This is a genomic window from Variovorax sp. OV329, assembly GCF_900114785.1.
GTDB lineage: Bacteria > Pseudomonadota > Gammaproteobacteria > Burkholderiales > Burkholderiaceae_C > Variovorax.
This window is the reverse complement of sequence record NZ_FOUG01000017.1, coordinates 84579-110233: the sequence shown is the minus strand read 5'-3', so window position 1 is coordinate 110233 and position 25655 is coordinate 84579. Positions and strand designations below refer to the sequence as shown.

24 protein-coding genes and 2 tRNA genes are annotated in these 25655 nt (G+C 68.0%); 13 read left to right on the top strand and 13 right to left on the bottom strand.

The features are described from left to right. Window positions 1–114: 114 nt before the first annotated feature. The 4 genes from BM345_RS23515 to BM345_RS23500 form a co-directional block, all read right to left on the bottom strand. Window positions 115–756 (bottom strand): UdgX family uracil-DNA binding protein, encoded by a 642-nt coding sequence (locus BM345_RS23515; RefSeq protein WP_093384441.1) that lies wholly within the window; start codon window positions 754–756, stop codon window positions 115–117. Window positions 757–826: 70 nt separating this feature from the next. Further along, window positions 827–2458 carry an AMP-binding protein gene (locus tag BM345_RS23510; RefSeq protein WP_093384438.1) on the bottom strand — a complete coding sequence of 544 codons (1632 nt, stop codon included), beginning with the start codon at window positions 2456–2458 and terminating at the stop codon, window positions 827–829. A gap of 62 nt (window positions 2459–2520) precedes the next feature. Beyond that, window positions 2521–3276 carry a class II aldolase/adducin family protein gene (locus BM345_RS23505; RefSeq protein WP_093384435.1) on the bottom strand — a complete coding sequence of 252 codons (756 nt, stop codon included), beginning with the start codon at window positions 3274–3276 and terminating at the stop codon, window positions 2521–2523. Window positions 3277–3297: 21 nt separating this feature from the next. Further along, window positions 3298–3888 (bottom strand): HD domain-containing protein, encoded by a 591-nt coding sequence (locus BM345_RS23500; protein ID WP_093384529.1) that lies wholly within the window; start codon window positions 3886–3888, stop codon window positions 3298–3300. A 112-nt stretch (window positions 3889–4000) separates the two neighbouring features. Between BM345_RS23500 and BM345_RS23495 the strand changes: the two genes are divergently transcribed. Continuing rightward, window positions 4001–4711, top strand: coding sequence for a Crp/Fnr family transcriptional regulator (locus BM345_RS23495; RefSeq protein ID WP_093384432.1), 711 nt, complete (start codon window positions 4001–4003; stop codon window positions 4709–4711). A gap of 7 nt (window positions 4712–4718) precedes the next feature. Here BM345_RS23495 and BM345_RS23490 read toward each other — a convergent pair whose 3' ends face one another. From BM345_RS23490 to BM345_RS23480, 3 genes are all read right to left on the bottom strand, one after another. Next, a complete protein-coding gene (locus BM345_RS23490; protein ID WP_093384429.1) occupies window positions 4719–5609 on the bottom strand; it encodes a bile acid:sodium symporter family protein in 891 nt (296 codons plus the stop codon). A 161-nt stretch (window positions 5610–5770) separates the two neighbouring features. Further along, entirely contained in the window at window positions 5771–6115 is a 345-nt protein-coding gene (locus tag BM345_RS23485) for a hypothetical protein (protein ID WP_093384427.1), read from the bottom strand. A gap of 125 nt (window positions 6116–6240) precedes the next feature. After that, a tRNA-Arg gene (locus BM345_RS23480) sits at window positions 6241–6317 on the bottom strand. Window positions 6318–6353: 36 nt separating this feature from the next. On the opposite strand from BM345_RS23480, the gene BM345_RS23475 reads away from it, so the two are divergent. Then, window positions 6354–6797 carry a DUF1810 domain-containing protein gene (locus tag BM345_RS23475; RefSeq protein WP_093384424.1) on the top strand — a complete coding sequence of 148 codons (444 nt, stop codon included), beginning with the start codon at window positions 6354–6356 and terminating at the stop codon, window positions 6795–6797. Between the two features lie 85 nt (window positions 6798–6882). Beyond that, on the top strand, window positions 6883–7662 hold the full coding sequence (locus BM345_RS23470; protein ID WP_093384421.1) for an SDR family oxidoreductase: 780 nt from the start codon (window positions 6883–6885) through the stop codon (window positions 7660–7662). Window positions 7663–7714: 52 nt separating this feature from the next. Here the strand turns inward: BM345_RS23470 and BM345_RS23465 are convergent. The 3 genes from BM345_RS23465 to BM345_RS23455 all read right to left on the bottom strand — a co-directional run bounded on the left by BM345_RS23465 (window position 7715) and on the right by BM345_RS23455 (window position 10331). Further along, window positions 7715–7791, bottom strand: a tRNA-Pro gene (locus tag BM345_RS23465). A 44-nt stretch (window positions 7792–7835) separates the two neighbouring features. Then, entirely contained in the window at window positions 7836–8546 is a 711-nt protein-coding gene (locus tag BM345_RS23460) for a glutathione binding-like protein (RefSeq protein ID WP_093384419.1), read from the bottom strand. Window positions 8547–8642: 96 nt separating this feature from the next. Continuing rightward, window positions 8643–10331 carry an FAD-dependent oxidoreductase gene (locus tag BM345_RS23455; RefSeq protein WP_093384416.1) on the bottom strand — a complete coding sequence of 563 codons (1689 nt, stop codon included), beginning with the start codon at window positions 10329–10331 and terminating at the stop codon, window positions 8643–8645. 142 nt (window positions 10332–10473) lie between these two features. Here BM345_RS23455 and BM345_RS23450 point away from each other — a divergent pair, with 142 nt between their 5' ends. The 3 genes from BM345_RS23450 to BM345_RS23440 all read left to right on the top strand — a co-directional run bounded on the left by BM345_RS23450 (window position 10474) and on the right by BM345_RS23440 (window position 14092). Next, on the top strand, window positions 10474–11361 hold the full coding sequence (locus tag BM345_RS23450) for a GNAT family N-acetyltransferase (RefSeq protein WP_093384413.1): 888 nt from the start codon (window positions 10474–10476) through the stop codon (window positions 11359–11361). 114 nt (window positions 11362–11475) lie between these two features. Continuing rightward, a complete protein-coding gene (ppk1, locus tag BM345_RS23445) occupies window positions 11476–13617 on the top strand; it encodes a polyphosphate kinase 1 (RefSeq protein ID WP_254789946.1) in 2142 nt (713 codons plus the stop codon). Window positions 13618–13630: 13 nt separating this feature from the next. Continuing rightward, window positions 13631–14092, top strand: a complete 462-nt coding sequence (locus tag BM345_RS23440; RefSeq protein ID WP_093384408.1) for a SixA phosphatase family protein — start codon at window positions 13631–13633, stop codon at window positions 14090–14092. A 21-nt stretch (window positions 14093–14113) separates the two neighbouring features. Here the strand turns inward: BM345_RS23440 and BM345_RS23435 are convergent, their stop codons facing one another. Continuing rightward, window positions 14114–15631, bottom strand: a complete 1518-nt coding sequence (locus tag BM345_RS23435) for a Ppx/GppA phosphatase family protein (RefSeq protein ID WP_093384405.1) — start codon at window positions 15629–15631, stop codon at window positions 14114–14116. A gap of 219 nt (window positions 15632–15850) precedes the next feature. Here BM345_RS23435 and pstS point away from each other — a divergent pair, with 219 nt between their 5' ends. From pstS to phoR, 7 genes are all read left to right on the top strand, one after another. Continuing rightward, complete coding sequence (gene pstS / locus BM345_RS23430; RefSeq protein ID WP_093384402.1) at window positions 15851–16885, top strand: phosphate ABC transporter substrate-binding protein PstS; 1035 nt, start codon at window positions 15851–15853, stop codon at window positions 16883–16885. 175 nt (window positions 16886–17060) lie between these two features. After that, the gene (gene pstC / locus BM345_RS23425) at window positions 17061–17984 is read left to right on the top strand and encodes a phosphate ABC transporter permease subunit PstC (RefSeq protein WP_254789952.1); all 924 of its coding nucleotides are present in this window, start codon (window positions 17061–17063) and stop codon (window positions 17982–17984) included. After that, window positions 17981–18865 carry a phosphate ABC transporter permease PstA gene (gene pstA, locus BM345_RS23420; RefSeq protein ID WP_093384397.1) on the top strand — a complete coding sequence of 295 codons (885 nt, stop codon included), beginning with the start codon at window positions 17981–17983 and terminating at the stop codon, window positions 18863–18865. The genes pstC and pstA overlap by 4 nt, the downstream gene beginning before the upstream one ends. 15 nt (window positions 18866–18880) lie before the next feature. Then, window positions 18881–19663 (top strand): phosphate ABC transporter ATP-binding protein PstB, encoded by a 783-nt coding sequence (gene pstB, locus BM345_RS23415; RefSeq protein WP_093384394.1) that lies wholly within the window; start codon window positions 18881–18883, stop codon window positions 19661–19663. Window positions 19664–19686: 23 nt separating this feature from the next. Continuing rightward, the gene (phoU, locus tag BM345_RS23410) at window positions 19687–20388 is read left to right on the top strand and encodes a phosphate signaling complex protein PhoU (protein WP_093384392.1); all 702 of its coding nucleotides are present in this window, start codon (window positions 19687–19689) and stop codon (window positions 20386–20388) included. Between the two features lie 35 nt (window positions 20389–20423). Then, window positions 20424–21116: a phosphate regulon transcriptional regulator PhoB gene (phoB, locus tag BM345_RS23405; protein WP_093384389.1), complete on the top strand. Its 693-nt coding sequence runs from the start codon at window positions 20424–20426 to the stop codon at window positions 21114–21116. 67 nt (window positions 21117–21183) lie between these two features. Next, window positions 21184–22521 (top strand): phosphate regulon sensor histidine kinase PhoR, encoded by a 1338-nt coding sequence (gene phoR, locus BM345_RS23400; RefSeq protein ID WP_093384387.1) that lies wholly within the window; start codon window positions 21184–21186, stop codon window positions 22519–22521. On the opposite strand, the gene BM345_RS23395 is transcribed toward phoR, so the two are convergent. Continuing rightward, a complete protein-coding gene (locus BM345_RS23395) occupies window positions 22505–23875 on the bottom strand; it encodes an MATE family efflux transporter (protein WP_302847594.1) in 1371 nt (456 codons plus the stop codon). The two genes, phoR and BM345_RS23395, sit on opposite strands and share 17 nt — an antisense overlap. Beyond that, window positions 23872–25629 carry a hypothetical protein gene (locus tag BM345_RS23390; protein ID WP_093384384.1) on the bottom strand — a complete coding sequence of 586 codons (1758 nt, stop codon included), beginning with the start codon at window positions 25627–25629 and terminating at the stop codon, window positions 23872–23874. The genes BM345_RS23395 and BM345_RS23390 overlap by 4 nt, the downstream gene beginning before the upstream one ends. Window positions 25630–25655: the final 26 nt, after the last annotated feature.

The following is a 25655-nucleotide window of genomic DNA, read 5'->3' as shown; positions in this document are numbered from 1 at the left end:
GGGTGCTTCTTCTTCGGGTAGTCGGGGCCGCCATGGCCGCGCCGCGATGGTGAACCGCAAGCTGCCTGTGCGGCTGTGGGCTCGCACGCCGGGCACGCGTAGTCGCCGGCCGCGTCAGGCCAGCACGGAGGCGGCCGCCGACAGGTCGCGCAACCACGCGTCCCAGGTCGATTCGCGGCGCAGCGGGTCGCCGCGCAGCAGCGCGGAAGGATGCAGTGTGACCAGCATGGGCGGGCCGAAGCGGCTGTCGATCCACTGGCCGCGCATCTGCATCACCGAGATTGGACGGCCCAGCAGCGACCGGGCCGCGGTCGCGCCCAGGGCCACGAGTGCGCGCGGGCGCACCATCTGCACTTCGATCTCGAGCCAGTGCAGGCAGGCCTGGGCCTCGCGCTGGCCGGGCGTCTTGTGCATGCGGCGCTTGCCGCGCAGCTGGAACTTGAAGTGCTTGACCGCGTTGGTGAGGTAGAGCTTTTCGCGCTGCCAGCCCAGTTCCTCGAAGGCCCGCTGCAGAAGGCGGCCGGCAGGGCCGACGAAGGGGCGGCCTTGCAGGTCTTCCTGGTCGCCGGGCTGCTCGCCCACCAGCATCAGCCGGGCGCGCAGCGCGCCTTCGCCGATCACCGACTGGGTGGCGTGCTCGCCGATGGGGCATTCGCGGCAGGCGTTGGTCGCCTGGCGCAACTGCTCGTGCGTGGCCCGGACCGGTGCACGCGGCGCGCGCTGCACGGGCGGGGAAGATGGGGCGAGGACGGACACGCTCCCATTCAGTCGCGCCCACGCCGTCAGCGCTGCCGGAAGAGACTGACGCCGCGCGTCAGCCTCGGGCTCAGGCGAGGGTGCGCAGGTCGCGCCGCAGGATCTTGCCCACGGTGGACTTGGGGAGCGCGTCGACGAAAGTCACCGTCTTCGGCACCTTGTAGGCGGCCATGGCGGCGCGGCAGTGGGCGATGAGCTGCGCCTCGTCCACGCTGGCGCCGGGCGCCTTCACCACGAACAGGCGCACCGCCTCGCCGGTCTTCTCGTCGGGCACCCCGATGCAGGCGCATTCGGCCACGCCGGGGCAGGCGGTGGCCACTTCCTCCACCTCGTTCGGGTACACGTTGAAGCCCGAGACGATGATCATGTCCTTCTTGCGGTCGACGATCTTGAGGAAACCTTTGGCGTCGAACACGCCCACGTCGCCGGTGCGGAAATAGCCGTCGTCGGTGAAGGCGGCGGCGTTGGCCTCGGGCTTCTGCCAGTAGCCGCCCATGACCTGCGGGCCTTTTGCGCAGATCTCGCCGGGCTGGCCGACCGGCACTTCCTCGTCCTCGTCGCCCAGCAGCTTGATGTCGGTGGAAGGCAGCGGCAGCCCGGTGGTGCCGGTGAATTCGTTGATGTAGACCGGGTTGAAGGAGAGCACCGGCGAGGTTTCCGACAGGCCGTAGCCCTCGCGGATGAAGACGCCGGTGAGCGACTTCCAGCGGTCGGACACGGTGCGGATCACCGCCGCGCCGCCACCGCCGGCCAGGCGCAGCCGCGACCAGTCCAGCTGGCCCAGGCGCGGGTGCTGCGTGAGGCCGGCGTAGAGCGTGTTCACACCCATGAAGACGGTGGGCCGGGCGCGCTCCAGCACGCCGACGAAGGCCTCCCCGTCGCGCGGGTTGGGCACCAGCCAGTTCTCCGCGCCCACCGAGAAGTAGGTGATGAAATTCACCATCAGCGCGAAGATGTGATAGAGCGGAATGGCCGTGACGATGGTCTCTTCGCCCGGCCGCGTGGCCACCCGCATGAAGGCCTTGAACTGCTCGGTGTTGGCCACCAGGTTGCGGTGCGACAGGGCCGCGCCCTTGCTGGGGCCGGTGGTGCCGCCGGTGTATTGCAGGAAGAGCAGGTCGTCGCCGGCGAGCTGCACCGGCTGGCGTTCCAGCCTGGCGCCCGCGGCAAGCGCATCGTTGAAGCCCACCGAGCCTTCGATGGTGGCCGGCACCTCGCTGCCGCGGCCCAGCGCGTCACCCGCGCCGGGGCGGGGCGCCACGATCACGCGCTTGACCGGCGTCTTCGCGAGGATGCCGGCCAGCGTGGGCAGCGCGTCCGCGTAGATGACGATGGCTTCGCTGCCCGAGTCCACCAGCTGGTGCTCCAGCTCGCGCGGCGTGTAGAGCGGATTGACGTTGACCTGCACCGCGCCGGCCCGGGCGATGCCCAGGAAGGCCACCGGGAAGGCCATGATGTTGGGCAGCATCACCGCCACGCGGTCGCCCTTGATCACGCCCACGCTCTGCAGCCAGGCGCAGAAGTCGCGCGAGAGCGCATCGATGTCGGCGTAGCTCAGTGCCTGGCCCGCCCCCACGAAGGCGGTCTTGCCGGCGTAGCGGGCCATGGCGTCTTCGGCCAGGGCGACCACCGAGGGGTAGGCGTCGGGGTTGATGTCGGCCGGCACCTCGCCGTACGAGGCGAGCCAGTGGCGCTGGGTCATTCTGTGTCCCTCCAGGATCGTTGGAAAGCGCGCATTGTCGCGCGCGCTTTCCACACTTCTTCTTATTGGCGGAAGCTGTCGTCGGTGCGGTCCAGCTTGCGCAGCAGCGCCGGCCAGGCGAACTGCCCGCCCATGCCCCCGGTCTGCACCTTCATGGCCTGCGCCACGCCCTGGACGATGCGCGGGTCGACCTGCGTGAGCTCGCCGCCGGCCTGCGCCGAAATCTGGATCTGGCAGGTGGACTCGAACACATACATCGACAGGAAGGCATCGGCGATGGTCTTGCCGCAGGTGAGCAGGCCATGGTTGCGCAGCATGAGGAAGTCGGCGTTGCCCAGGTCGGCCTGCAGGCGCGGCTTTTCCTCGTCGCGGAAGGCCACGCCCTCGTAGCCGTGGTAGGCCAGCGAGGCCAGCACGAAGGTGGACTGCTGGCTGATGGGCAGCACGCCGTCCTTTTGCGCACTCACGGCGACGCCGGCGCGGGTGTGGGTGTGCAGCACGCACTGCACGTCCTCGCGCACCGCGTGCACCGCGCTGTGGATCACGAAGCCGGCCGGGTTCACCGGAAAGGGCGAGTCGTTGAGCTTGTTGCAGTCCTGGTCGACCTTCACGAGGCTGGACGCGGTGATCTCGTCGAACATCAGCCCGTAGGGGTTGATGAGGAAGTGGTGCTCCGGCCCCGGCACGCGCGCGCTGATGTGGGTGAAGACCAGGTCGCTCCAGCCGTACAGCGCCACCAGCCGGTAGCAGGCGGCCAGGTCGACGCGCAGCTGCCACTCTTCGGGCGAGACCTTGTCTTTCAGCGAGGGGATGTTCATGGCGTGTCTCCTTGGATGGGGTTACAGGGATTCGGTCTTGTAGACGCTGCGGCGGGGCGTGGCGAACACGCGGCGAAGCATCGGCTCGAAATGCCCGATCGGCAAGGTGTCTGCGCCGGCATCGAAAGCCGGGTTGTCGTAGAGCGCGCAGAACTCGGCGGTGCGCTCGTAGCAGGGATGGTCCTTGAACTGCTCGCGCATGTCGCGGTCCATGCCGATGTGGTGGAAGAAGTAGTGGCCCTGGAAGATGCCGTGGTGCTTCACCATCCACAGATTCTCTTCCGACACGAAGGGCTGCAGGATGGCCGCCGCGATGTCCGGATGGTTGTAGCTGCCCAGGGTGTCGCCGATGTCGTGCAGCAGGGCGCACACCACGTACTCCTCGTCGCGGCCATCGCGCTGCGCCAGCGTGGCGGTCTGCAGGCAGTGCTGCAAGCGGTCGATGGGAAAGCCGCCGAAGTCGCCCTGCAGCAGCTTCAGGTGGGCAATGACGCGACCGGGCAGCTGGCCGGCCAGGTGCATGAACTCGGCGCCGAGGATCTGCCAGTCCTCGCGGGTGCTCTGGTCCATGCGGGAGAAACTGGTGCGGGGCGGGGCGCTGACAGAGCTCATGGCGATCTGGAGGTCGTGTTGTGGGGAATCGGACATGATGCGAAGCCCGCCGACGCCAGACTGTTAGCTTCTTATCAATGCAGGGTTAGTCCCCGGGTGTGCACCGCCTCACATGAACCGATTCCCAGACAACCCCTGGTTTCTCAGCCTGCCGCAGGTCCAGGCCGATGCGCTGCTGGCCGCCGCGCAGCCGATGCGGCTCGCGGCCGGCCAGGTGCTGTACCGGCAGGGCGACCTGATCGGCCCCGCCACCGCCGCCTTCTTCGGCGTGACCCGCGGCAACCTGAAGCTCTCCATCCTGCACAGCGACGGCAAGGAAGGCATCCTGGCCGTGATCGAGCCTGGCAACTGGTTCGGCGAGGTCGCGCTGCTGGACACCACCCTGCGGCGCGCCCACACCGCCATCGTGCTGGACGACTGCGAACTGGCCGCCGTGAATGCGGGCAGCTTCGACATCCTGATGCGGGAGGCGGCCTTCGCGCATGCCATCGCCAGGCTGGTCGCGGGACGCCTTCGCCTGGCCTACGAGGCGCTGGCGGGCCAGGCCCTGCAGTCCACGCGCGAGCGGGTGGCGCGGCGCCTGGTGATGCTGGCGCACGGCGATCTCACGCAGGCGGCCAGCGGGCGCCCGCACATCACGAGCTCGCAGGACAACCTGGCCATGATGCTGGGCGTGAGCCGGCCCACGCTGAACAAGGAACTGCAGTCGTTGGCCCGCGAAGGGGCGCTGAGCCTGCGCTACGGGCGCATCGAGATCCTGGACATGGAGCGACTGCGCGCCGCAGGTTCGCCGGCTTCGCCCGAACCGATGCCGGGCGCTTGAGCGAGTCTCAGCCGCGATGGGTGCCCGCGACCGCGGCGCCGGCGGGGCGCTTGCGCGTCACCCACCAGCCGAAGCCGGCCGCGGTGATGAACATGATCACGCTGTAGATCGCCGCGGGCACCGACATGGCGCTGTTGTTCAGGATGGCCAGCGCCAGGAAGATCGCCAGCGTGCCGTTGTGCACGCCGATCTCGAAGGCGATGGCGCGGCTCTGCGCCTCGCCCAGGCGGGCCAGGCGGCCGGCGTAGTAGCCGATGAACATGCTCGCCAGGTTGAACACCAGCGCCGCAAGGCCGGCCTGGCGGAAGTACTCGGCCAGGTTGCCGCGCTCGCGCACCATGATCGCCATGATCAGCACGAACAGGATCAGCGCCGAGGCGATCTTCACCGGCTTGTCCATGCGGCGCGAGGTGGCGGGAAAGCGGGCGTGGATGAACATGCCGATGGCCACCGGCGTGAGGATCAGCACGATCACCTCCAGCGTCTTGCGGAACTGCAGCGGCACGTACTGCTGCTGGCCCATGAAGAGCTCCAGCGACAAATTGACGATGAGGGGGATGGTGACGATGGCCAGCACGCTGTTGATCGCGGTGAGCGAGATGTTCAGTGCGACGTCGCCCTTGAACAGGTGTGAGTAGAGATTGGCGGTGGTGCCGCCTGGCGAGGCGGCCAGCAGCATCATGCCCACTGCCAGTTCGGGCGGCATGGCGAAGGCCTTCACCAGGCCGAAGCAGATCGCCGGCAGCAGGATGGCCTGGCAGCCCAGTCCCACCAGCACGGCGCGTGGCTCGCGCCAGATGCGGCGGAAGTCGTCCACCCGCAGGTGCAGGCCCAGGCCCAGCATGATGATGGCCAGCGCCACGGGCAGGCCGATGGTGGAAAGTGCGCTCTCTTGCATGTCCTCTTGTCTCGCTTTTTTTTGAATGTCGACTGCGGCCGTCGGCGCGTCGGTGGCGGGAATGTAGAGGAGCGGGGCGCCGCGAAATGTCGGGTTTTGCCAGTTAGGGGTATGTCCCATCCGGGGCGCACCCGATGCGCCCGCGCGGAGACAACGGCCTGTCAGGCCGCTTTTTCGACGTCGTCGGGGAAGACGCTCTGCTGCGCCTGCAGGGCGGCGCGGGAGGCCCTGCGCAGGCTGGTGACCCACAGCCGGGCGTGGCGCTGTTCCCGGCTTTCGAAGCGTTCGGTGAACTTGCGCATGCCTGGGCGCTCGATCGCCACCATGGTCATCCAGTCGGTGCCGCCGAAGGAGGCCGCGTCGTTGCTGCGCATCTTCAGGGCGGGGCGCAGCGCCAGGACCCACTCGGTGGGAACATGGGGGTCGTTGTCCAGCATCCGCAGCGCGATCTTCGCCGCCTTGGGGCTGAGCACCTGCACCTTCTGATAGATGAAATCCAGATCCATTGAGTTGCGCGCGCGCAAAGTTCGGGTGCGCGAGGATAGGGGTGCGGGGAAAGGCTTGATATGCGTACTTAGCCGTACGACATTTGGCGGTCAGCCGAAAGTATGAGGCTGGCCGGGTGGTGACCTGGCCTGCCCGGAGGGGATCGAACCCCCGACAACCTGCTTAGAAGGCAGGTGCTCTATCCAACTGAGCTACGGGCAGACAGCCGTCGATTTTGCCACGCGGGAGGCACCCATCATGACCAAGCCGCAGGACGACCCCTTCGAACTGGAGCGCTTCGTGCGCGCGCAGGCCCCCGTGTACGCGCAGGCCTGCATCGAGCTGGAGGCGGGCGAGAAGCGCAGCCACTGGATGTGGTTCGTGTTCCCGCAACTGGCCGAACTGGGCCGCAGCAGTACGGCGCAGTACTACGGCATCGGCTCGCGCGCCGAGGCGCAGGCCTACTGGCGGCATGCGGTGCTAGGCCCGCGCCTGGCGCACTGCACGGCGCTCGTCCAGGCGCTGCAGGGGCGCACCGCTTTCCAGGTCTTCCACTCACCGGACGACCTCAAGTTCCGCTCCTGCATGACGCTCTTTGCTGCCGCGGTGCCCGAGGAGCCCCTGTTCAGGGCAACGCTGGAGAAGTACTACGCCGGCGGCGGCGACCCGCTGACCCTGTCGCTGCTCGAAGGCATGTCCTGAACGCCGCGCTGCTGTCGCCAAAGCGGCCGACGATCGCGGCGGCCGCGGTCGAGAATGCCGCCGATAGCAAGTACAGGAGACTGACATGGAAATCCGGAACAAGGTGGCAGTGGTCACGGGCGGCGCCAGCGGCATCGGCCGTGGCATCGCGATGCGATTCGCGCAGGAGGGCGCACGCGGGGTGGTGGTGGCCGACCTCGACCTGGCCGGCGCGCAGGCGGTGGCCGGCGACATCGGCGAGAACGCCCTGGCAGTTCAATGCGACGTGAGCCAGGAGGCCGACATCCAGGCCCTGGTCGCCGCTGCGCGCGAGCGCTTCGGCCAGGTCGACATCTACATCTCCAACGCCGGCATCCTCGGGCGCATGGGCGGCTTCGAACTGGTGGACGCGCTGTGGGACAAGATGTGGCAGATCCACGGCATGGCCCACGTATGGGCCGCTCGCGCAGTGGTGCCGGAGATGGTGCAGCGCGGCGAGGGCTACTTCCTAGTCACGGCCTCGGCCGCCGGCCTGCTCAACATCGTGGAGACCGCGCCCTACGGCGTGACCAAGCATGCGGCCGTGGCCTTTGCCGAATGGCTGCGCATCGCCTACGGTCGCAAGGGGGTGCGCGTGTCCTGTCTGTGCCCGCAGTCGGTGCAGACCGGCATGGTCACCGGCGACGGCGGCTCCGCAGGACATGACGGCATCCTGAGCCCCGAGCAGGTGGCGGGCGAGGTGGTGGCAACCATGCAGGAAGAGAAATTCCTGGTGCTGCCGCATCCGCAGGTGCTGCAGTACTTCCAGGCCAAGGCAGCCGACTACGACCGGTGGCTGGGCGGCATGCAGAAGTTGCACGCCGTGCACACTGCCTCGCAGGCCTGAAAACGTCGAAGGCCGCGGGCAGAAACTGCCAGCGGCCTTCTTTCGGTATCAATGGTCGGGGCGGCGGGATTCGAACTCGCGACCCTCTGCTCCCAAAGCAGATGCGCTACCAGGCTGCGCTACGCCCCGACAAGCCCACGATTATAGCCCGCGCGGGACTGCCTCTTTTTTGATCAGCGCCGCTCGTACTGCGACTTGCCGAAAAGGATGTCGCGCGACTTGTCGTCGGTGAGGGGCTTGCGCAGGTCGGCCAGCACCTTCACGCCGCGCTGCACGGCCGGGCGCTGCTCGATGGCTTCGAACCACTTCTTCAGGTGCGGATAGTCCTCCAGCACGATGCCCTGGTTCTGCCAGCTGCGCAGCCACGGGAAGACGGCGATATCGGCGATGGTGTAGCTGTCGCCCGCGATGAAGCGGTGCCTGGCGAGCTGCCGGTCGATCACGCCGTAGAGCCGCTTGGCCTCGTTGGTGTAGCGGTCGATCGCATAGCCGATCTTCTCCGGCGCATAGATGCGGAAGTGGTGCGCCTGGCCCAGCATGGGGCCCACGCCGCCCATCTGGAACATGAGCCACTGCAGCACCTCGTAGCGCGCGCGGTCGCCCTGCGGCAGGAACTTGCCGGTCTTGCCCGCCAGGTACACCAGGATGGCGCCCGACTCGAACAAGGAGATGGGCTCGCCGTCCGGCCCCTCGGGGTCGGTGATGGCGGGAATCTTGTTGTTGGGGCTGATGGCCAGGAACTCGGGTGCGAACTGGTCGCCCTTGCCGATGTTCACCGGATGCGCGCGGTAGGGCAGGCCGCACTCCTCCAGCATGATGTGGACCTTGTGGCCGTTGGGCGTGGGCCAGGAATAGACGTCGATGGTCTTGTTTGCGTCGGGCATGGAGCGCTCTTCCATAACTGTGTTGAAGGGTCGCGGCCAGCATAGCCACGCACCCCATGACCCGTGTCCGGCGGGACTAATCGATGTGCGCTACTGCTACGCCACCGCCTGCGTGTTGGACAGCCGCTGGTGGATCGAGGCCACCGCCGCCGCGCCTTCGCCGATCGCGCCGCCCACGCGCTTGACCGATCCCGACCGCACGTCGCCCACTGCGAACACGCCGGGCACGCTGGTCTCCAGCGTGGTCGGCGAATGCCCCTTCTTGTGTGGTGCAACAGATGCCGCAGCGGCCGCGCCCGTCAGGACGAAGCCGTGCGAGTCCACCGCCACGCCGCAGCCCGCGAGCCATTGCGTCTCGGGCTCGGCGCCCACGAACAGGAAGATGTTGTGCGCCTGGCAGTCGTGCTCCGCGGCCAGCTGGCGGTTGAACCAGGTGGCGCCTTCCAGCCCGCGGTCGGGCTCTCCGTGAAGCCGCACCAGCTCGGTGTGCGGGTGCAGCTCGATATTGGGCGTGGCGTCCAGCCGGTCGATCAGGTAGCGCGACATGCTGGCCGCCAGGGACGGCCCCCGCACCAGCACGTTGACCTTGGCGGCATGCTGCGACAGGAACACCGCCGCCTGGCCGGCCGAGTTGCCGCCGCCCACCAGAGCGATCTCCTGGTTCGCGCAGAAGCGCGCCTCCAGCGCCGAGGCCCAGAACCAGATGCCGCGGCCCTCGAACTCGGGCAGGCGCGGCACGGTGGGCCGCCGGTAGCGTGCGCCGCTGGCCACCACGATGGTCCTGGAGCGCAGCACCCGGCCGTCGGCCAGCGTGACCGTGAGCGGGCCGCCCTCGTGGGCCGCCTCGCAATCCAGACCGACCACCTGCGCAGGAATGAGGAGCTCGGCGCCGAACTTCTGCGCCTGCACGTAGGCCCGGCCCGCAAGCGCGCCGCCCGAGATGCCGGTGGGAAAGCCCAGGTAGTTCTCGATGCGGGCACTGGCGCCGGCCTGGCCGCCGAAATAGCGGCAGTCCACCACCATCACACGCAGTCCTTCCGATGCGGCATAGACGGCGGTCGACAGGCCCGCCGGGCCCGCGCCGACGACCAGCACGTCGAAGAGGTCCTCGCGCTCGCCGCTGTCGAGCATGCCCAGGCAGCGCGCCAGCGCGTCTTCCGACGGATTGATGAGCACCGAGCCGCTGGGGCAGACGGCCAGCACCTGGCATTGCCCGTACTGCTCCAGCAGCGCCGCCGCGTCCACGTCGGTGCTGGCATCGACCAGGTGATAGGGATGTCCGTTGCGGCTGAGGAAGGTCTGCAGGCGCAGGATGTCCGCGTCGCCCGGCGGCCCGATCAGCACCGGCCCGCTGGCGCCGGCCTCGATCAGGGCCACGCGCCGCAGGATCAGCGCCCGCACCACGCGCTCGCCCAGGTCGGCCTCGGCAATGATCATGGCGCGCAATTGTTCCGGGGGGATGAGCAGCACCTCCACGTCCTCGTCCGCATGGCCGTCGACCAGGGCGGGCTGGCCGGAGAGCTGCCCCACCTCGGCCATGAACTGCCCCGCACCTTGCTGGACGATGGGCACCACGTGGCCCAGCCCGTCGCGCTGGGTGATGGACACCTGCCCGGACAGCACCACGAACATGCCCGGCCCGGGCTCGCCCGCCGTGAACAGGCACTCGCCCCTGGCGTAGTGGCGCACGCCGCCGAAGCGGCGGATGCGGTCCACCTCCTGCGGGGTGAGCGCCGGGAACATCTGGTGGCGGCGCGTTTCGAGGTCGATCGGCTCACTGGCCATGGGTTCTCCAGCTTTCTTTTTTGAGGACGGATGGGATGGAAAAGAGCGCATTAGACGCCCAAGCGCGAATGGCCGCACGTCATGCAAATGCCATGCAACTGACATGCAGCATTCATGCCCCCCTCGGAGACTGTGGCCACCTATGAGAGAACTGCCCACCCCGACATTGCCCCTGTCGAACCTGGCCCTGCGTGGCCAGCGGCGCCGCGCCGGCGCCAACCTGTCCCCCTCCGTCGCCGCGCTGCTGCAGGCGCCGTCCGGCATCGCGTTGCCGGCAGTGCAGCCGCAACCCGCAGACTCCAATAGCGGCCTCGAAGTCAGCTGGGCGCGCCACCAGGACGAGGTGCGCGCCGCCCAGCGCCTGCGCTACCAGATCTTCGCCGGTGAGATGGGCGCGCGCCTGTCCACGCCAATTCCCGGCCATGACGTCGACCTGTTCGACGACTTCTGCGAGCACCTGCTGGTGCGCGACGAGGCCACGCGCGAGGTCATCGGCACCTACCGCGTGCTGACACCCGCTCAGGCGCGGCGCGTCGGCAGCACCTACAGCGACACCGAGTTCGACCTGACCCGCCTGCGCGACCTGCGTGAACGCATGGTGGAACTGGGGCGCAGCTGTGTGCACCCCGACCACCGCCAGGGCGGGGTGATCCTGGCCCTGTGGGGTGCGCTGGCCGGCTTCATGCAGCGCAACCGGCTGGACACGATGATCGGCTGCGCCAGCATCCCGATGCGGCACCATGGCGTCACCAGCGGCGACGCCGCGGCCAGCATCTGGCGCCAATTGTCGGCAACCCACATGGCGCCCATCCGCTACCACGTGCAGCCGCGCCTGCCGCTGCCGGTCGAGCGGCTGGACGGCAGCCTCGACGTCGAGGCGCCCGCGCTGATCCGCGGCTACCTGCGCCTGGGCGCGAAGGTGCTGGGCGCCCCGGCCTGGGACCCGGACTTCAACACGGCCGACCTGCCCATGCTGATGCGCCTGGACGACCTGCCGCCGCGCTACCGCCGCCATTTCCTCGGGAAATAGCGGTTGTCATCCTGAATATGACGTCGTCACGGAACTGTCATACAGACACGGGAGACTGTCATGTTCCCGCCACAAGGCGCCAATGGGCGCCGCTTGGTTCCAGAATCCGTGTTCATGCTTACCGACTCTTCCCAGCTGAGTGCATCCATTGCGGCAGAGGCGAGCTCCGTCCTCCTGGATCGCGACCACAGCATTCTTGCCTTCAACGAGCGAGTGCTCGACTGGGCGCAACGCCCCGACGTGCCGTTGGCCGAGCGCCTGCGCTACCTCTGTATCGTTTCTTCCAACCTCGATGAGTTCTTCGAGGTGCGTGCGGCCCCGCACCTGATCGCCTACGGCGCGGGTGACCAGAAGGGCAACTACAGCGTCGAGTCCTTCGAGAGGCTGTCCGCGGCCGTCCACGACCTGGTGGGGCGCCAATACGCGCTCTATAACGAGGCGCTGATGCCAGCTTTCGGGGCGCAGGGCATCCAGATCATTTCGCACGGCGAGCGCAACCCGGCGCAGCGCAAGTGGGTGCACGAGTATTTCGAGCGCGAGGTGCGCCCGTTGCTGGTGCCCGTGGGCCTCGATCCGGCGCATCCCTTTCCGGCGGTGGCCAACAAGTCGCTCAACTTCATCGTGCGCCTGGGCGGGGTGGATGCCTTCGGGCGCGACAACCCGATCGCCATCGTCAAGCTGCCGCGCGTGGTGCCGCGCATCGTGCGTCTGCCGGCCAAGGTGTCGGGCGGCAAGACGCTGTTCGTGGCGCTGTCGTCCATCGTTCGGGCGCACCTGCAGAGCATGTTCCCCGGGCGCGAGGTGGGCGAGTTCTCGCAGTTCCGCCTCACGCGCCACTCCGACCTGGCGGTGGACGAGGAGGACGTGAAGAACCTGCGCACCGCGCTGCGACGGGGCCTGGAGCACCGCCACTATGGCCAGGCCGTGCGCCTGGAGGTGTCGGCCAGCTGCGCCGAGTCGCTCGCCAGCTTCCTGCTGGCGCAATTCAACCTGCCGCCGCAGTCCCTGTACCGCGTGCACGGCCCGGTGAACCTGGCGCGCCTCACGCAGATGGTGGACCTGCTGGACGAGCCCGGCCTGTTCTTCCCGCCTTACCAGCCTTCCTATCCGCTGAGCCTGGCCACTGGCCAGTCGATCTTCGACCGGCTGCAGCGCAGCGACGCGCTGATCCACCAGCCCTTCGAGAGCTTCGAGGGCGTGCTGAGCTTTCTGCGCGAGGCGGTGCACGACCCGCAGGTGCTGGCCATCAAGCAGACCATCTACCGCACCGGCACCGACTCGGAGCTGATGGAGCTGCTGCGCGAGGCCGTGCGGCGCGGCAAGGAAGTCACGGTGGTGGTGGAGCTCAAGGCGCGCTTCGACGAAGAAGCCAACATCAACTGGGCCGAGATGCTGGAGTCCATCGGCGCGCAGGTGCTGTACGGCGTGGTGGGCCTGAAGACGCACGCCAAGATGCTGCTGGTGACCCGCCGGGAAGGCCGGCGCCTGGTGCGCTACGGCCACATGTCCACCGGCAACTACAACCCCAAGACCGCGCGGCTTTACACCGACATCAGCCATCTCACGGCCGATCCGCTGCTCACGGCCGACATGGACGCGGTCTTCGTGCACCTGGCCAGCCAGGTGAAGCTGCCCAAGCTCAACCGGATGTGGGTGGCGCCCTTCGACCTGCACAAGAACGTGATCGCGCAGGTGGACGCGCTGGGCGCTGCCGCCGCGCGCGGCGAGTCGACCCGCATCGTGGCGAAGATGAACGCACTCACCGACGAGCAGCTCATCGCCGCGCTGATCCGCGCCGGGCAGAAGGGCGTGCGCATCGACCTGATCATTCGCGGCGCCTGCACCCTGGCGGCGCAGGTGCCGGGGCATACCGACAACATCCGGGTGCGCTCGGTCATCGGGCGTTTCCTGGAGCATTCGCGCGTCTTCTACTTCAGAAGCGGCGAGGACGAGTCGCTCTACCTCTCCAGCGCCGACTGGATGAACCGCAACATGCTGCGGCGCGTCGAGGTGGCTTGGCCGGTGACCGACCCCGGCCTGCGCCAGCGCCTGATCGACGAGTGCCTGGTGGCCTACCTGCACGACGGCCGCGACGCCTGGGAACTGGGGCCTGACGGCGAGTACCAGCGCGTGCTGCGCGACACCCATGCAGGCGAGGAGGGCGCTTCGCGCACCATCGAAGCTCACGGGGCCCAGACGGCCCTCATGGGCCGCTACGCCTCACGCGGCCTGCGCCGCTTGGCATCCAGAGACTGAAAGAGACTCGCACATGGACCTGATTTTCTGGCGGCACGCCGAGGCCGAGGACTGGACCGAAGGCTGCGACGACATGGCCCGCGCGCTCACCTCACGCGGCGAGAAGCAGGCCAAGCGCATGGCCAACTGGCTGGACCGCCAGCTGCCCGAGGGCACGCGCATCATCTCCAGCCCGGCCACGCGTTGCGAGCAGACGGTGCTGTCGCTGGGCCGCCGGTACAAGATGCGGCCCGAGCTGGCGCCCGACAGCACGCCCGACGCGCTTTTGTCGGTGGCCGGCTGGCCCAATGGCAAGTCGGTGGTGCTGCTGGTGGGTCACCAGCCTTCGCTGGGCCAGTCGATCGCGCTGCTGCTGGGCATGCAGCAGGACAGCTGCCCCGTTCGCAAGGGCGCGGTCTGGTGGATCCGCACGCGCGAGCGCGATGGCGACGTGCAGACCGTGGTGGTCACGGTGCAGTCGCCCGAGCTGGTCTGAGCTTCGCCCTGCGAGGCGGCGCTAGCAGCCCGAGAGCCGCACCCGCCAGCCCGCCTTCTGCCAGGCCAGCGCTTCCTCGCGCAGCAGGTGGGCGGACTGCGGAAAGGCCTCGGCCCATCCGGCCCTGCAAGTCACGCTGAAGTCGCGCGAGCCGCCGGTCGCCACCTTCAGTGCCAGTGGGTCCGGGTCGCGCCGCGCGTGGCACAGCAGCACGGCCAGGCGCAGCGCCAGCAGTTGGGTCGCGAAGATCGGCTCGGCCAGCGAGGCCTCGACCTTGCGCAGCTTGCCGTGGTGGCCCAGCACCAGCTGGCTGAGGATGTGCATGTCCTCCACGTCGAAGCCGGGCGCGTCCGCGTTGTCCAGGATGTAGGCGCCGTGCTTGTGGTACTCGCTGTGCGAGATCTGCACGCCCACCTCGTGCAGCTGGGCCGCCCAGCCCAGCTTGCGCAGCGCGCGGCCTTCGCGGGTGGTGGTGCTGGCGCCGCGGCCTCCGGGCACCATCTGCACGAACAGCTGCGAGGCGCATTCGGTGACCCGGGCGGCCTGCGTCGCATCGGCGTTGAAGCGGGCCGACAGGCGCACCACGGTGGCCGATCGCATGTCGGCCACGCTCTCGTCGCGTTCCAGCAGTTCGTAGAGCACGCCATGGCGCAGGGCGCCCTGGGCGATGCGCATCTCGCCGATGTCCAGCAGGTCGAACACCGCGCGCAGCACCGACAGGCCGCCGCCGATCACCGCCTTGCGGTCTTCGCGCAGGCCTTCCAGGCGGATCTTGTCCGCGCTGCCCGCCTTCACCAGCCGGTCCGCCAGCCAGTTCAGGCCGTCGCGGGTGACCACGCCGGAACTCTGGCCGGCCATCTCCAAAATGTCGCCCACCGCGCCGATGGTGCCGGAGGCGCCGTAGGCCACGTCCCAGTTGACGCGCGAATAGGCGCTCAGGGCGTCGTCGAGCACCGCCTTGGCCGCCACTTCGGCGGCGCGGAAGGCCTGGTGGGTGAACTGGCCGTCCGGAAAGTGCTTCATCGACCAAGCCACGCTGCCCACCCGGTAGGACTCCATGGTGTGGGCCTCCAGCGCCTGGCCCAGGATCATCTCGGTGGACCGGCCACCGATGTCGACCACCAGACGGCGCTCGCGGTCCGATTCGTCGTTGTGCGGGAGCATGTGCGCCACGCCCTGGTAGATCAGCCGGGCCTCTTCGCGGCCGGGAATGACGTCAATGCCGAAGCCCAGGGCAGTGCGCGCGCGCAGCAGGAACTCGTCGCGGTTGCGGGCCTCGCGCAATGTCTGGGTCGCGACAGCGCGCACGTGTGATCCCTTGAAACCGGACAGACGCTCGCCGAAGCGGGCCAGGGCGTCCCAGCCGCGCTGCATGGCGTCGGGGGTCAGGTTTCGGTCCTTGTCCAGGCCGTTTCCCTGGCGGACGGTTTCCTTGAGGTACTCGGTGCGCTGGATCTGGCCGTGGTCGACCTGTCCGATTTCGAGACGGAAGCTGTTGGAGCCGAGATCGACCGCCGCCAGGCGGGTGCCGTTTTGCATGGGTTTTATTGAGGCGGGAAGAAGGCCGGAGAAAGGAATCGATGGTAGCCGCTGGGCCCCGGCGGCTTTGTGACGACTGCGTGACACGTCATGAAACCGAAAGTGAATGAAGCGTGTTCCTCCCTCTCAGACGAGGTGTCATAGACGTGTCACACAAGCTTTTTAGAGTCCGCGCAACCCCGCAAGGGGCATCGACTACCTTTATCTAGGAAGCATTCAATGAAGAAGATCTCCACTTTTGCTGCAACCGGGTTCGTTGCCGCGGCTTTTGCCCTGCCTGCCTTCGCGCAGGACGTGACCGGCGCCGGCGCCAGCTTTCCGGCTCCGCTGTACGCCAAGTGGGCGGCCGACTACAACAAGGCCACCGGCGTGAAGATCAACTACCAGTCGGTCGGCTCGGGTGCCGGCCTGAAGCAGATCGAAGCCAAGACGGTGGACTTCGGCGCCTCCGACATGCCCCTGAAGGACGAAGAACTCAAGGCCAAGGGCCTGGTCCAGTTCCCCACGGTCATCGGCGGCGTGATCCCCGTGGTGAACATCCAGGGCATCAAGCCGGGCGAGCTCAAGCTGAGCGGCGCCGTGCTGGGCGACATCTACCTGGGCAAGATCACCAAGTGGAACGACCCGGCCATCAAGGCCCTGAACGGCTCGCTGAACCTGCCTGATGCTGCCATCGCCCCGGTGCGCCGCGCCGACGGTTCGGGCACCAGCTTCCTGTTCACCAACTACCTGAGCAAGGTCAACGCCGACTGGAAGTCGAAGGTCGGCGAAGGTACGGCCGTGAACTGGCCCACCGGCGCGGGCGGCAAGGGCAACGAAGGCGTGGCCGCTTTCGTGAACCGCCTGCCCAACTCGATCGGCTACGTCGAGTACGCCTACGTCAAGCAGAACAAGATGACCTACGCCCAGCTGCAGAACGCGGCCGGCAGCTACGTCTCGCCCGACGACTCGGCCTTCAAGGCCGCCGCCGCCGGTGCCGAGTGGAGCAAGACCTTCTACCAGGTGCTGACCAACCAGCCGGGCAAGGATTCGTGGCCCATCACCGGCGCCACGTTCATCCTGATGCAGAAGGCCCAGGACAAGCCGGCCCAGGCCGCCAGCGTCCTGAAGTTCTTCGACTGGGCCTACAAGAACGGCGACAAGACCGCCGACGACCTGGACTACGTGCCCATGCCCAACACGGTGAAGACCGCGATCACCGAAGAGTGGCTCGAGGTGAAGGACACCGCCGGCAAGGCCGTTTCGTACAAGTAAGTCCAACCCACCAGGCCGGCAGCGCATGAGCACCACCGCAGAAGGCGCGCCGGCCAGGGAGCACACCGTGTCATCCACATTTCCCGCTCCGGCGGGTGCGCTCGACCTCGCGGCCGAGCGCTCTCGCGCTTCCGGCGCCAATCCGCCACCGGCCAAGGCCGCACGCTCCGGGCCCATGGCCGACCGGCTGTTCGGCCTGGCCGCGAAGTCGGCGGCCCTGCTGACCCTGGCGCTGCTGATCGGCATCCTGATCTCGCTGGTGATGGGCGCCTGGCCCGCCATCTCGAAGTACGGCCTGAGCTTCCTCACGCGCAGCGTTTGGGATCCGGTGCAGGAAGACTTCGGCGGGCTGGTGATGATCTACGGCACGCTGGCCACCTCGTTCATCGCGCTCCTCATCGCGGTGCCAGTCAGCTTCGGCATTGCGCTGTTCCTGACCGAGCTCTCGCCCGCGTGGCTCAAGCGCCCGCTGGGCACGGCCATCGAACTGCTGGCGGCGGTGCCTTCCATCGTGTACGGCATGTGGGGCCTGCTGGTGTTCGGCCCGATCCTGGCCACCTACGTGCAGCAGCCGCTGCAGAAGCTCTTCGCGGGCGTGCCCTTCCTGGGCGCGCTGGTGTCGGGCCCGCCCGTGGGCATCGGCATCCTGTCGGCCGGGATCATCCTGGCCATCATGATCATCCCCTTCATCGCCTCGGTGATGCGCGACGTGTTCGAAGTCACGCCGGCGCTGTTGAAGGAGTCCGCCTACGGGCTGGGCTCCACCACCTGGGAAGTGGTGTCCAAGGTCGTGCTGCCCTACACCAAGGCCGGCGTGGTCGGCGGCATCATGCTCGGCCTGGGACGTGCCCTGGGCGAGACCATGGCGGTCACCTTCGTGATCGGCAACATGAACCAGCTCAATTCGCTCTCGGTCTTCGAGGCGGCCAACAGCATTACCTCGGCCCTGGCCAACGAGTTCGCCGAAGCTGGCGCCGGCCTGCACCAGGCCGCGCTGATGTACCTGGGCCTGGTGCTGTTCTTCATCACCTTCGTCGTGCTCACGCTGTCCAAGCTGCTGCTGCAGCGCATGCAGAAGAGCGAAGGAAAGAAATCGTGAGCACCGCACAACGCCTGCTGGCCAAGCAACAGCTGGCCGAAACCCGCGCGGCTCGCTATGCCACCCGCAAGCGCGTGAATTCCGTTGCACTGGCGCTGTCGCTGGCCGCCATGGCCTTCGGCGTGTTCTGGCTGATCTGGATCCTTTGGGAAACGCTGCGCCTGGGCGTGGGCGGCCTGGCGCTGGCCACCTTCACCGAGATGACGCCGCCGCCCAACGAGACGGGCGGCATCCTCAACGCCATCTTCGGCTCGCTGGTGATGGTGCTCATGGCCACCTTCGTGGGCACGCCCATCGGCATCATGGCCGGCATCTACCTGGCCGAGTACAACCCCAAGGGCTGGCTCTCGAGCCTGACGCGCTTCGTCAACGACATCCTGCTGTCGGCGCCGTCCATCGTGATCGGCCTGTTCGTCTACGCCGTGATCGTGGCGCGCTTCAAGTCCTTCTCCGGCATTGCAGGCGCGGTGGCGCTGGCGCTGATCGTCATCCCGGTGGTGATCCGCACCACCGAGAACATGCTGCAGCTCATTCCGCCGGGCCTGCGCGAAGCCGCCTATGCGCTGGGCACGCCCAAGTGGAAGGTGATCAGCAGCATCACGCTGCGCTCCGCCCGCGCCGGCGTGGTGACCGGCATTCTGCTGGCCGTGGCCCGCATCTCGGGCGAAACCGCGCCGCTGCTCTTCACCGCCCTGAACAACCAGTTCTGGACCGCGGACGTGACGCAGCCGATGGCGAGCCTCCCGGTGACCATCTTCAAGTTCGCCATGAGCCCCTACGAGAACTGGCAGCAGCTGGCCTGGGCCGGCGTGTTCCTGATCACCGTGGCGGTGCTGGCCCTCAATATCCTGGCGCGCGTGCTGACGCGCACGAAACACTAAGCAGAAGAGAACACCATGCCTACCACCCAAGTGCAGACCCCGTCGCGCGCCAAGATCTCGGTCAAGGACCTGAACTTCTACTACGGCAAGTTTCACGCGCTCAAGGGCATCAACCTCGAAATCCCCGAGAATAAGGTGACGGCCTTCATCGGCCCGTCGGGCTGCGGCAAGTCGACCCTGCTGCGCACCTTCAATCGCATGTTCGAGCTCTATCCCGAGCAGCGCGCCGAGGGCGCCATCGAGCTGGACGGCGAGAACCTGCTGACTTCCAAGCAGGACGTGGCCCTGATCCGTGCCAAGGTCGGCATGGTGTTCCAGAAGCCCACGCCGTTCCCGATGTCGATCTACGACAACATCGCCTTCGGCGTGAAGCTGTTCGAGAACCTGAGCTCCTCCGACATGGACGACCGCGTCGAATGGGCGCTGAAGAAGGCCGCCCTGTGGACCGAGGTGCGCGACAAGCTGCAGCAAAGCGGCTCGGGCCTCTCCGGCGGCCAGCAGCAGCGCCTGTGCATCGCCCGCGGCATCGCCATCAAGCCCGAGGTGCTGCTGCTGGACGAGCCTTGCTCCGCACTGGACCCGATCTCCACCGCGAAGATCGAGGAACTGATCGCCGAGCTCAAGAGCGAGTACACCGTGGTCATCGTGACCCACAACATGCAGCAGGCCGCCCGCTGCAGCGACTACACCGCCTACATGTACCTGGGCGACCTGATCGAGTTCGGTGCCACCGAGCAGATGTTCTTCAAGCCCAAGCGCAAGGAGACCGAGGACTACATCACCGGTCGCTTCGGCTGAGCACGCAACGCACAAGGACTTTCATGACCGAAAAACACCTGTCCAGTCAATTCGATTCCGAGCTCAACGGCGTCTCGTCACGCGTGATGGAGCTCGGCGGCATGGTCGAGGCGCAGATCCACCAGGCGATCTATTCGCTGGCGCATTTCGACGCCGACGCGGCCGACCGCGTGATGGAGACCGAGCACCGCGTGAACGCGCTGGAAATGGAGATCGACCGCGAGCTGTCGTCCATCATCGCGCGCCGCCAACCGACGGCGCGCGACCTGCGCCTGCTCATCGCCATCTCCAAGACCACCGCCAACCTCGAGCGCGTGGGCGACGAGGCGAACAAGATGGCACGCATGGTCAAGTCGATCATCGAGAGCGGCGCCGCCCGCGCGCTGCCCTCCAACGAGCTGCGCGTGGCCGGCGACCTGGCCTCGGGCCTGCTGCGCAAGGCGCTGGACGCCTTCGCCCGCCTGGACGTGAACGCGGCGGTGTCGATCCTGAAGGACGACGACCTGATCGACAACGAGTTCGACGGCTTCGTGCGCAAGCTGGTCACCTACATGATGGAAGACCCGCGCACCATCTCCGCCAGCCTGGACCTGCTGTTCCTGGCCAAGGCGATCGAGCGCATCGGCGACCATTCGAAGAACATCGCAGAATTCATCATCTACATCGTCAAGGGCGCCGACGTGCGGCACACTTCGATGGAAGAGATCGAATCGGCCGTCCAGTGAAGGCGCGCTGAACGAAGGGAGCTCGAAAAGACACCATGAAGAAACCAAGAGTCCTGATCGTTGAAGACGAGTCGTCGATCGCCGAGCTGATCGCGGTCAATCTGCGCCACAACGGCTTCGACCCCATCTGGGCCGAGGACGGCGAGGCTGCCCAGCGCGAGATCGATACGCTGGCCCCCGACCTGATCCTGCTCGACTGGATGCTGCCCGGCCAGAGCGGCCTGGTGCTGGCGCGCCAGTGGCGCAAGGATGCGCGCACCAAGGCCATCCCGATCCTGATGCTGACGGCCCGCGGCGACGAGCCCGACAAGATCGCCGGGCTGGACGCTGGCGCTGACGACTACATCACCAAGCCCTTCTCCACGCAGGAGATGCTGGCGCGCATCCGCGCCGTGCTGCGCCGCCGCGCGCCCGAGGCCACCTCGGAGCGCGTGGAGATCGGCGAGCTGGCGCTGGACGCCGCCACGCACCGCGTGACCTGGCAGGGCACGGCCCTGAAGGTCGGTCCGACCGAGTTCAAGCTGCTGGCGTACCTGATGCGCCACGCCGAACGGGTGCACAGCCGCGCCCAGCTGCTCGACAAGGTCTGGGGCGACCACGTCTACATCGAGGAACGCACGGTGGACGTGCACGTCAAGCGCCTGCGCGAATCGCTGGGCGCGGCCGCGGCCATGATCGAGACGGTGCGCGGTGCAGGCTACCGGCTGACCGCCCAGGTCACCGTCTGATCCCTGGCGCTTCCTGCTCCCGCACGCTTTGCAGCGTGCGGGCCCTGTGCCACAGATAATTCCAGCAATGCCTTTCCGCGTTGCCACATTCCTTTTGTCGTCCATCGTTGGCGGGGCCATTGCCTACGCCTTCTTCCGCGCGTCCTTCTTCTGGATCGGCGCCTGGGCGGGCGCGGCTTTCTGGCTGCTGCTCGACGCCGTTCGGGCCCAGCGCCTGCTGAACGTGATGCGGCGCGACGTCTCGGCGCTGCCCTCGCGCGGATCGGGCGTCTGGGGCGAACTGGCCGAACGCATCCGCAAGGTGCTGCGCGAGCGCGACCTGCAGATCCGCCAGTCGCACGACCGCCTGCAGGAGTTCCTGGCGGCCATCCAGGCCTCGCCCAACGGCGTGGTGCTGATCGACGAGCAGGGCCGCATCGAGTGGTGCAACGAGACGGCGGCGCAGCAGTTCGGCATCGACCCCAAGCGCGACCTGCAGCAGCACCTGGCGAACCTGGTGCGCGACCCGGCCTTCGTGGCCTACCTGGCTTCCTGGAACTACAGCCGCGACGTGGTGATCGACGCGCCTGCGCAGCCGACCGGACGCAACCAGCCGGTGCGGCTGTCGATGCAGGTCCATCCCTATGCCGGCAACCGCCGCATGCTGCTGACGCGCGACATCACGGCACTGGAGCAGGCCGACACCATGCGCCGCGACTTCGTGGCCAACGTGTCGCACGAGATCCGTACGCCGCTCACGGTGCTGGCGGGCTTCGTGGAGACCCTGCAGAGCCTGCCCCTGGATGCCGAGGAGCGTTCCCGCTACCTGCGCCTGATGGCGCAGCAGTCGCATCGCATGGAAACGCTGGTGAACGACCTGCTGACCCTCTCGCGCCTGGAAGGCAATGCGCCGCCGCCCGTGAGCCAGTGGACGCCGGTGCGCGCGCTGCTGGCGCATTGCGAGGAAGAGGGGCGGGCACTTTCGAAGCAGATCACCACGCAGGGGCACAAGCTTTCCTTCTCGCAGGAAGCTGAGTCGGAGCTCTCGGGCGCTTCGGTCGAGTTGCAGAGCGCCATGTCCAACCTGCTGAGCAACGCGATCCGCTACACGCCGGGCGGCGGCGAAGTCATGGTGGCCTGGCGCCTGCTGCCCGACGGCCGCGGCGAATACTCGGTGCGCGACACCGGGCCCGGCGTGTCGGCAGAGCACATTCCCCGCCTGACCGAGCGCTTCTACCGGGTCGACCGCAGCCGCTCGCGCGAGACGGGCGGCACCGGCCTGGGCCTGGCCATCGTCAAGCACATCGCCCAGCGCCACGGCGGCGAGCTGCGCATCGAGAGCACGGTGGGCAAGGGCTCGCGCTTCGCGCTGGTGCTGCCGGTGGCGCGTGTGCGGCCGGCCGCGGCTGTCAGCCTGCGGGCCTGAAGCGCTTCACCGTCCGCCACAGCAGGGCGGCGAAGAGCACTGCGGTCAGCAGCAGCGCCAGCGCCGACATCAGCCAGAAGGCCAGCGGCGACTGCATCGCCGGCCAGGGGCCCAGCCCCCGGTAGGCCAGCGCGTAGCTGCCGCCCAGGCCCACGCCCCACAGCAGCGTGCAGTAGATGAGCAGCGGGCCCACCGTCACGCGGTAGCAGCGCAGCACGAACACGCACAGGGTCTGGATGGCGTCGGCCAGGTGGTAGAGCGCGGTGGCCAGCAGCAGCAGGCTGGCGACCTGGATCACCTGCGGGTTGTCCGAATAGATGTTGGCCAACTGCCGTCGCCCCAGCAGCATGACGGCCGCCAGCAGCAGGGCGCAGCCCAGCGCGATTACCAGGCCCGTTGCGCAGGCGCGGCGGGCCTGCGCCGGGTTTGAGGCGCCCAGCCACCAGCTCACGCGTGCGCTGGTCGCGATGGCCAGGGAGAGCGGCACCATGTAGGCCAACGCGGTCAGGTTGGAAGCGATCTGGTGCGCGGCCGATGCGGCCGTGCCGAGCCGGGCGATGAAGAGGGCCATCAAGGTGAAAGAGGTCACCTCCACCAGCACCGCCATTCCGGCCGGGATGCCAAGGCGCGCGAACTGGCCGATCTGCCGCCAGTCGGGCGCCTCCAAGCGCTGCCAGATGCGGCAGGCGCGGTAGGCCTGGTCATGGCGCAGCAGCCAGACCGCGCTGCCCAGCAGCAGCCAGTTGACCACCAGCGTGGCCCAGCCGCAGCCCACCAGGCCCATGGCCGGCACGCCCGCGCCGCCGAAGGTGAACCAGATCGACAGAGGCAGCTTGATGAAGAGGGCCACGATCTGCAGCATCGTCACCACCTTGGGCAGGCCCAGGCTCTGGCTCAGCGTGCTGAACAGCCGAAAGAGCAGGGCAGGCGCCAGCGCGAAGGCCAGGACGCCCAGGTAGCGCTCGACCTCGACCCGCATGGAGTCGGGTACCTCGGTCCAGCGCAGCAGGGGGCCGGGATACAGCAGGATCGCCATCCCGATCACGATGGTGGCGGCGCACAGGTACAGCGACTGGCGTACCGAGCGGCCGACCTCGTTCTCGCGGCGGGCGCCGTGCAGCTCGGCCCATACCGGCAGCAGCGCCTGCAGCACCCCCATGAGGGAGACGAAGACGCTGATGAAGATGGCCGCGGCCACCGACAGGGCGGCCAGCGCACCCTCGGCATAGCGGCCGGCGACGATGGTGTCGGTGACGCTGAAGGCCATCACCGCCAGCTGCCCCACCAGCACCGTGCCGGCGTGGCGCGTGATGAAGCGGACTTCGGACCGGCTGTCGGCGCGGCCGCCCGTCACGGCGTCATGCGCTGGTACAGCAGCAGGTCGTCGCTCTTGGCCGTGGGCCGGCGCAGCGTACGGATCAGCCGCCACTGGTGCAGGTCGATGATGTCGTGCAGCCCGCCGATGGCTTCCGGGTTGACCAGCAGCCAGCGGCACCTGGAGTCGGAAGTCAACGGCTGCAGCGTGAACGCGCCGTGGTAGCGCAGGGCGGCGATGTGGGGCCGCTCGAGTTGAAGCTCGGCGAGGCAGCCATTGTCTTCGCGGCCCACCAGCTGCTGCACCGCCTTCACCTGCGGGACGTAGCTGCGAGCGTAGTCCAGCGGCGGCAGCCACAGCGTCATGACCAGCGTCCAGCACAGCGCAGCGCCGCCGGCAGGCAGCACCAGCGTCTTCCACAACGCCGCGCGGTGGCGCCCGGTGCGCCAGCGCACCAGCCAGGCCCAGGCGATGGTGGCTGCAATGGCGAAGATCAGGGCCACGGTGGAGTACTGCGGCACGAAGCCGGGCGCCAGTCGGGCCACGTTGGCCGCCGGCTTGGCCGGAAAGCCCGTCTGCATCGCGATGTAGTACACCCAGATGATCAGCGCCGATCCGCTGAAGAAGAGCAGGGTGAACCAGTCGATGAGCGCAGAGGCGCTGCGGCGGAAGGTGGGCAGCGCAAAGGCCGAGAGCGTGGCCAGTGCAGGCAGGGCCAGCAGCAGCGAGCGTTGGGCGAAGTCGGTGATGGCGGTGGCCACCAGCGGCACCAGCACGAACCACAGCGGAACCGCCACGTGGCGGGCCTTGAGCTGGCGGCGCCAGCGCCACAGGGCCCACAGCACCAGCAACCACGCCGGCCAGGTGAACCAGATCAGCAGGCGCAGCAGGCTGCGCAGGTCGCCGGCAACCGTCTCGCCGGGGCGTGCGCCGGGCAGCTCGATGCGCCACTGCACCAGGTCCAGCGCAAAGGCGAGGGCACCGGCCAGCGCCGTCGCGCCGGCGATGATTACGAAGGACATGGCGCCATAGGTCTTGCGCTCGCCGTCTTCCTCGGCAACGGTCTCCTGGTCATCGCCGCGGGTGCTGCGCCGCCACTCGTAGGCGGCGTACAAGGCGCAGCCGCCGCCCAGGATCATGGCCACGGTCGGGCCGCCGCTCAGGGCCATGCCCACCACGCCCAGTGCCATGGCGACGGCCCCGGCAACATGGCGATAGGGAAGCGCGGCCATGCCATAGAACATGCTGGCGACGAAGAAGAGCTGCGTCAGGGCAGGCGTGGTCTCGTGGCCCAACTGCGCCAGGCCGAGGGAAGCGATGAGGGCCATCAGGCCGCCATCGGCGATGGCGCGCGCATAGTCTTTGGGCCGGGCCTCGCCACCGAAGGCAAAGGCCACGGGCTGGGCCTGCGGCGTGCGGGCGAAGTAGTAGACCGCGTACCAGGTCGCGCTGAAGGTGCCCCAGAGGAACACGGCAAAGACGATCCGCACCGCCAGGTCGGGGTTGATCCAGCCCGGCGCGATCTGTATGGCCCAGGCGCCCACCCAGTAGGGAATGAGGGCCAGCGTCTCGGGTCGCATGCCCATGAGCAGCGGATCGAGCCAGCGCATGACGCCCTCTTGCGTGTGCGCCAGCTCCATCATGTAGCCGAAGGCCGTGATGTCCTCGCTCTTCCATGGCCCGCGTCCCAGCAGGCCGGGCATCAGGTAGGCGACGCACAGCAGGATCAGCGCGAACCGCGGGAGGCGGCGCACGGCGCTCTGGGCAACGATGGCGGGGTTTGGCTGGTTCAACGCAGGTATTGTTGTGGCTTGTGCGC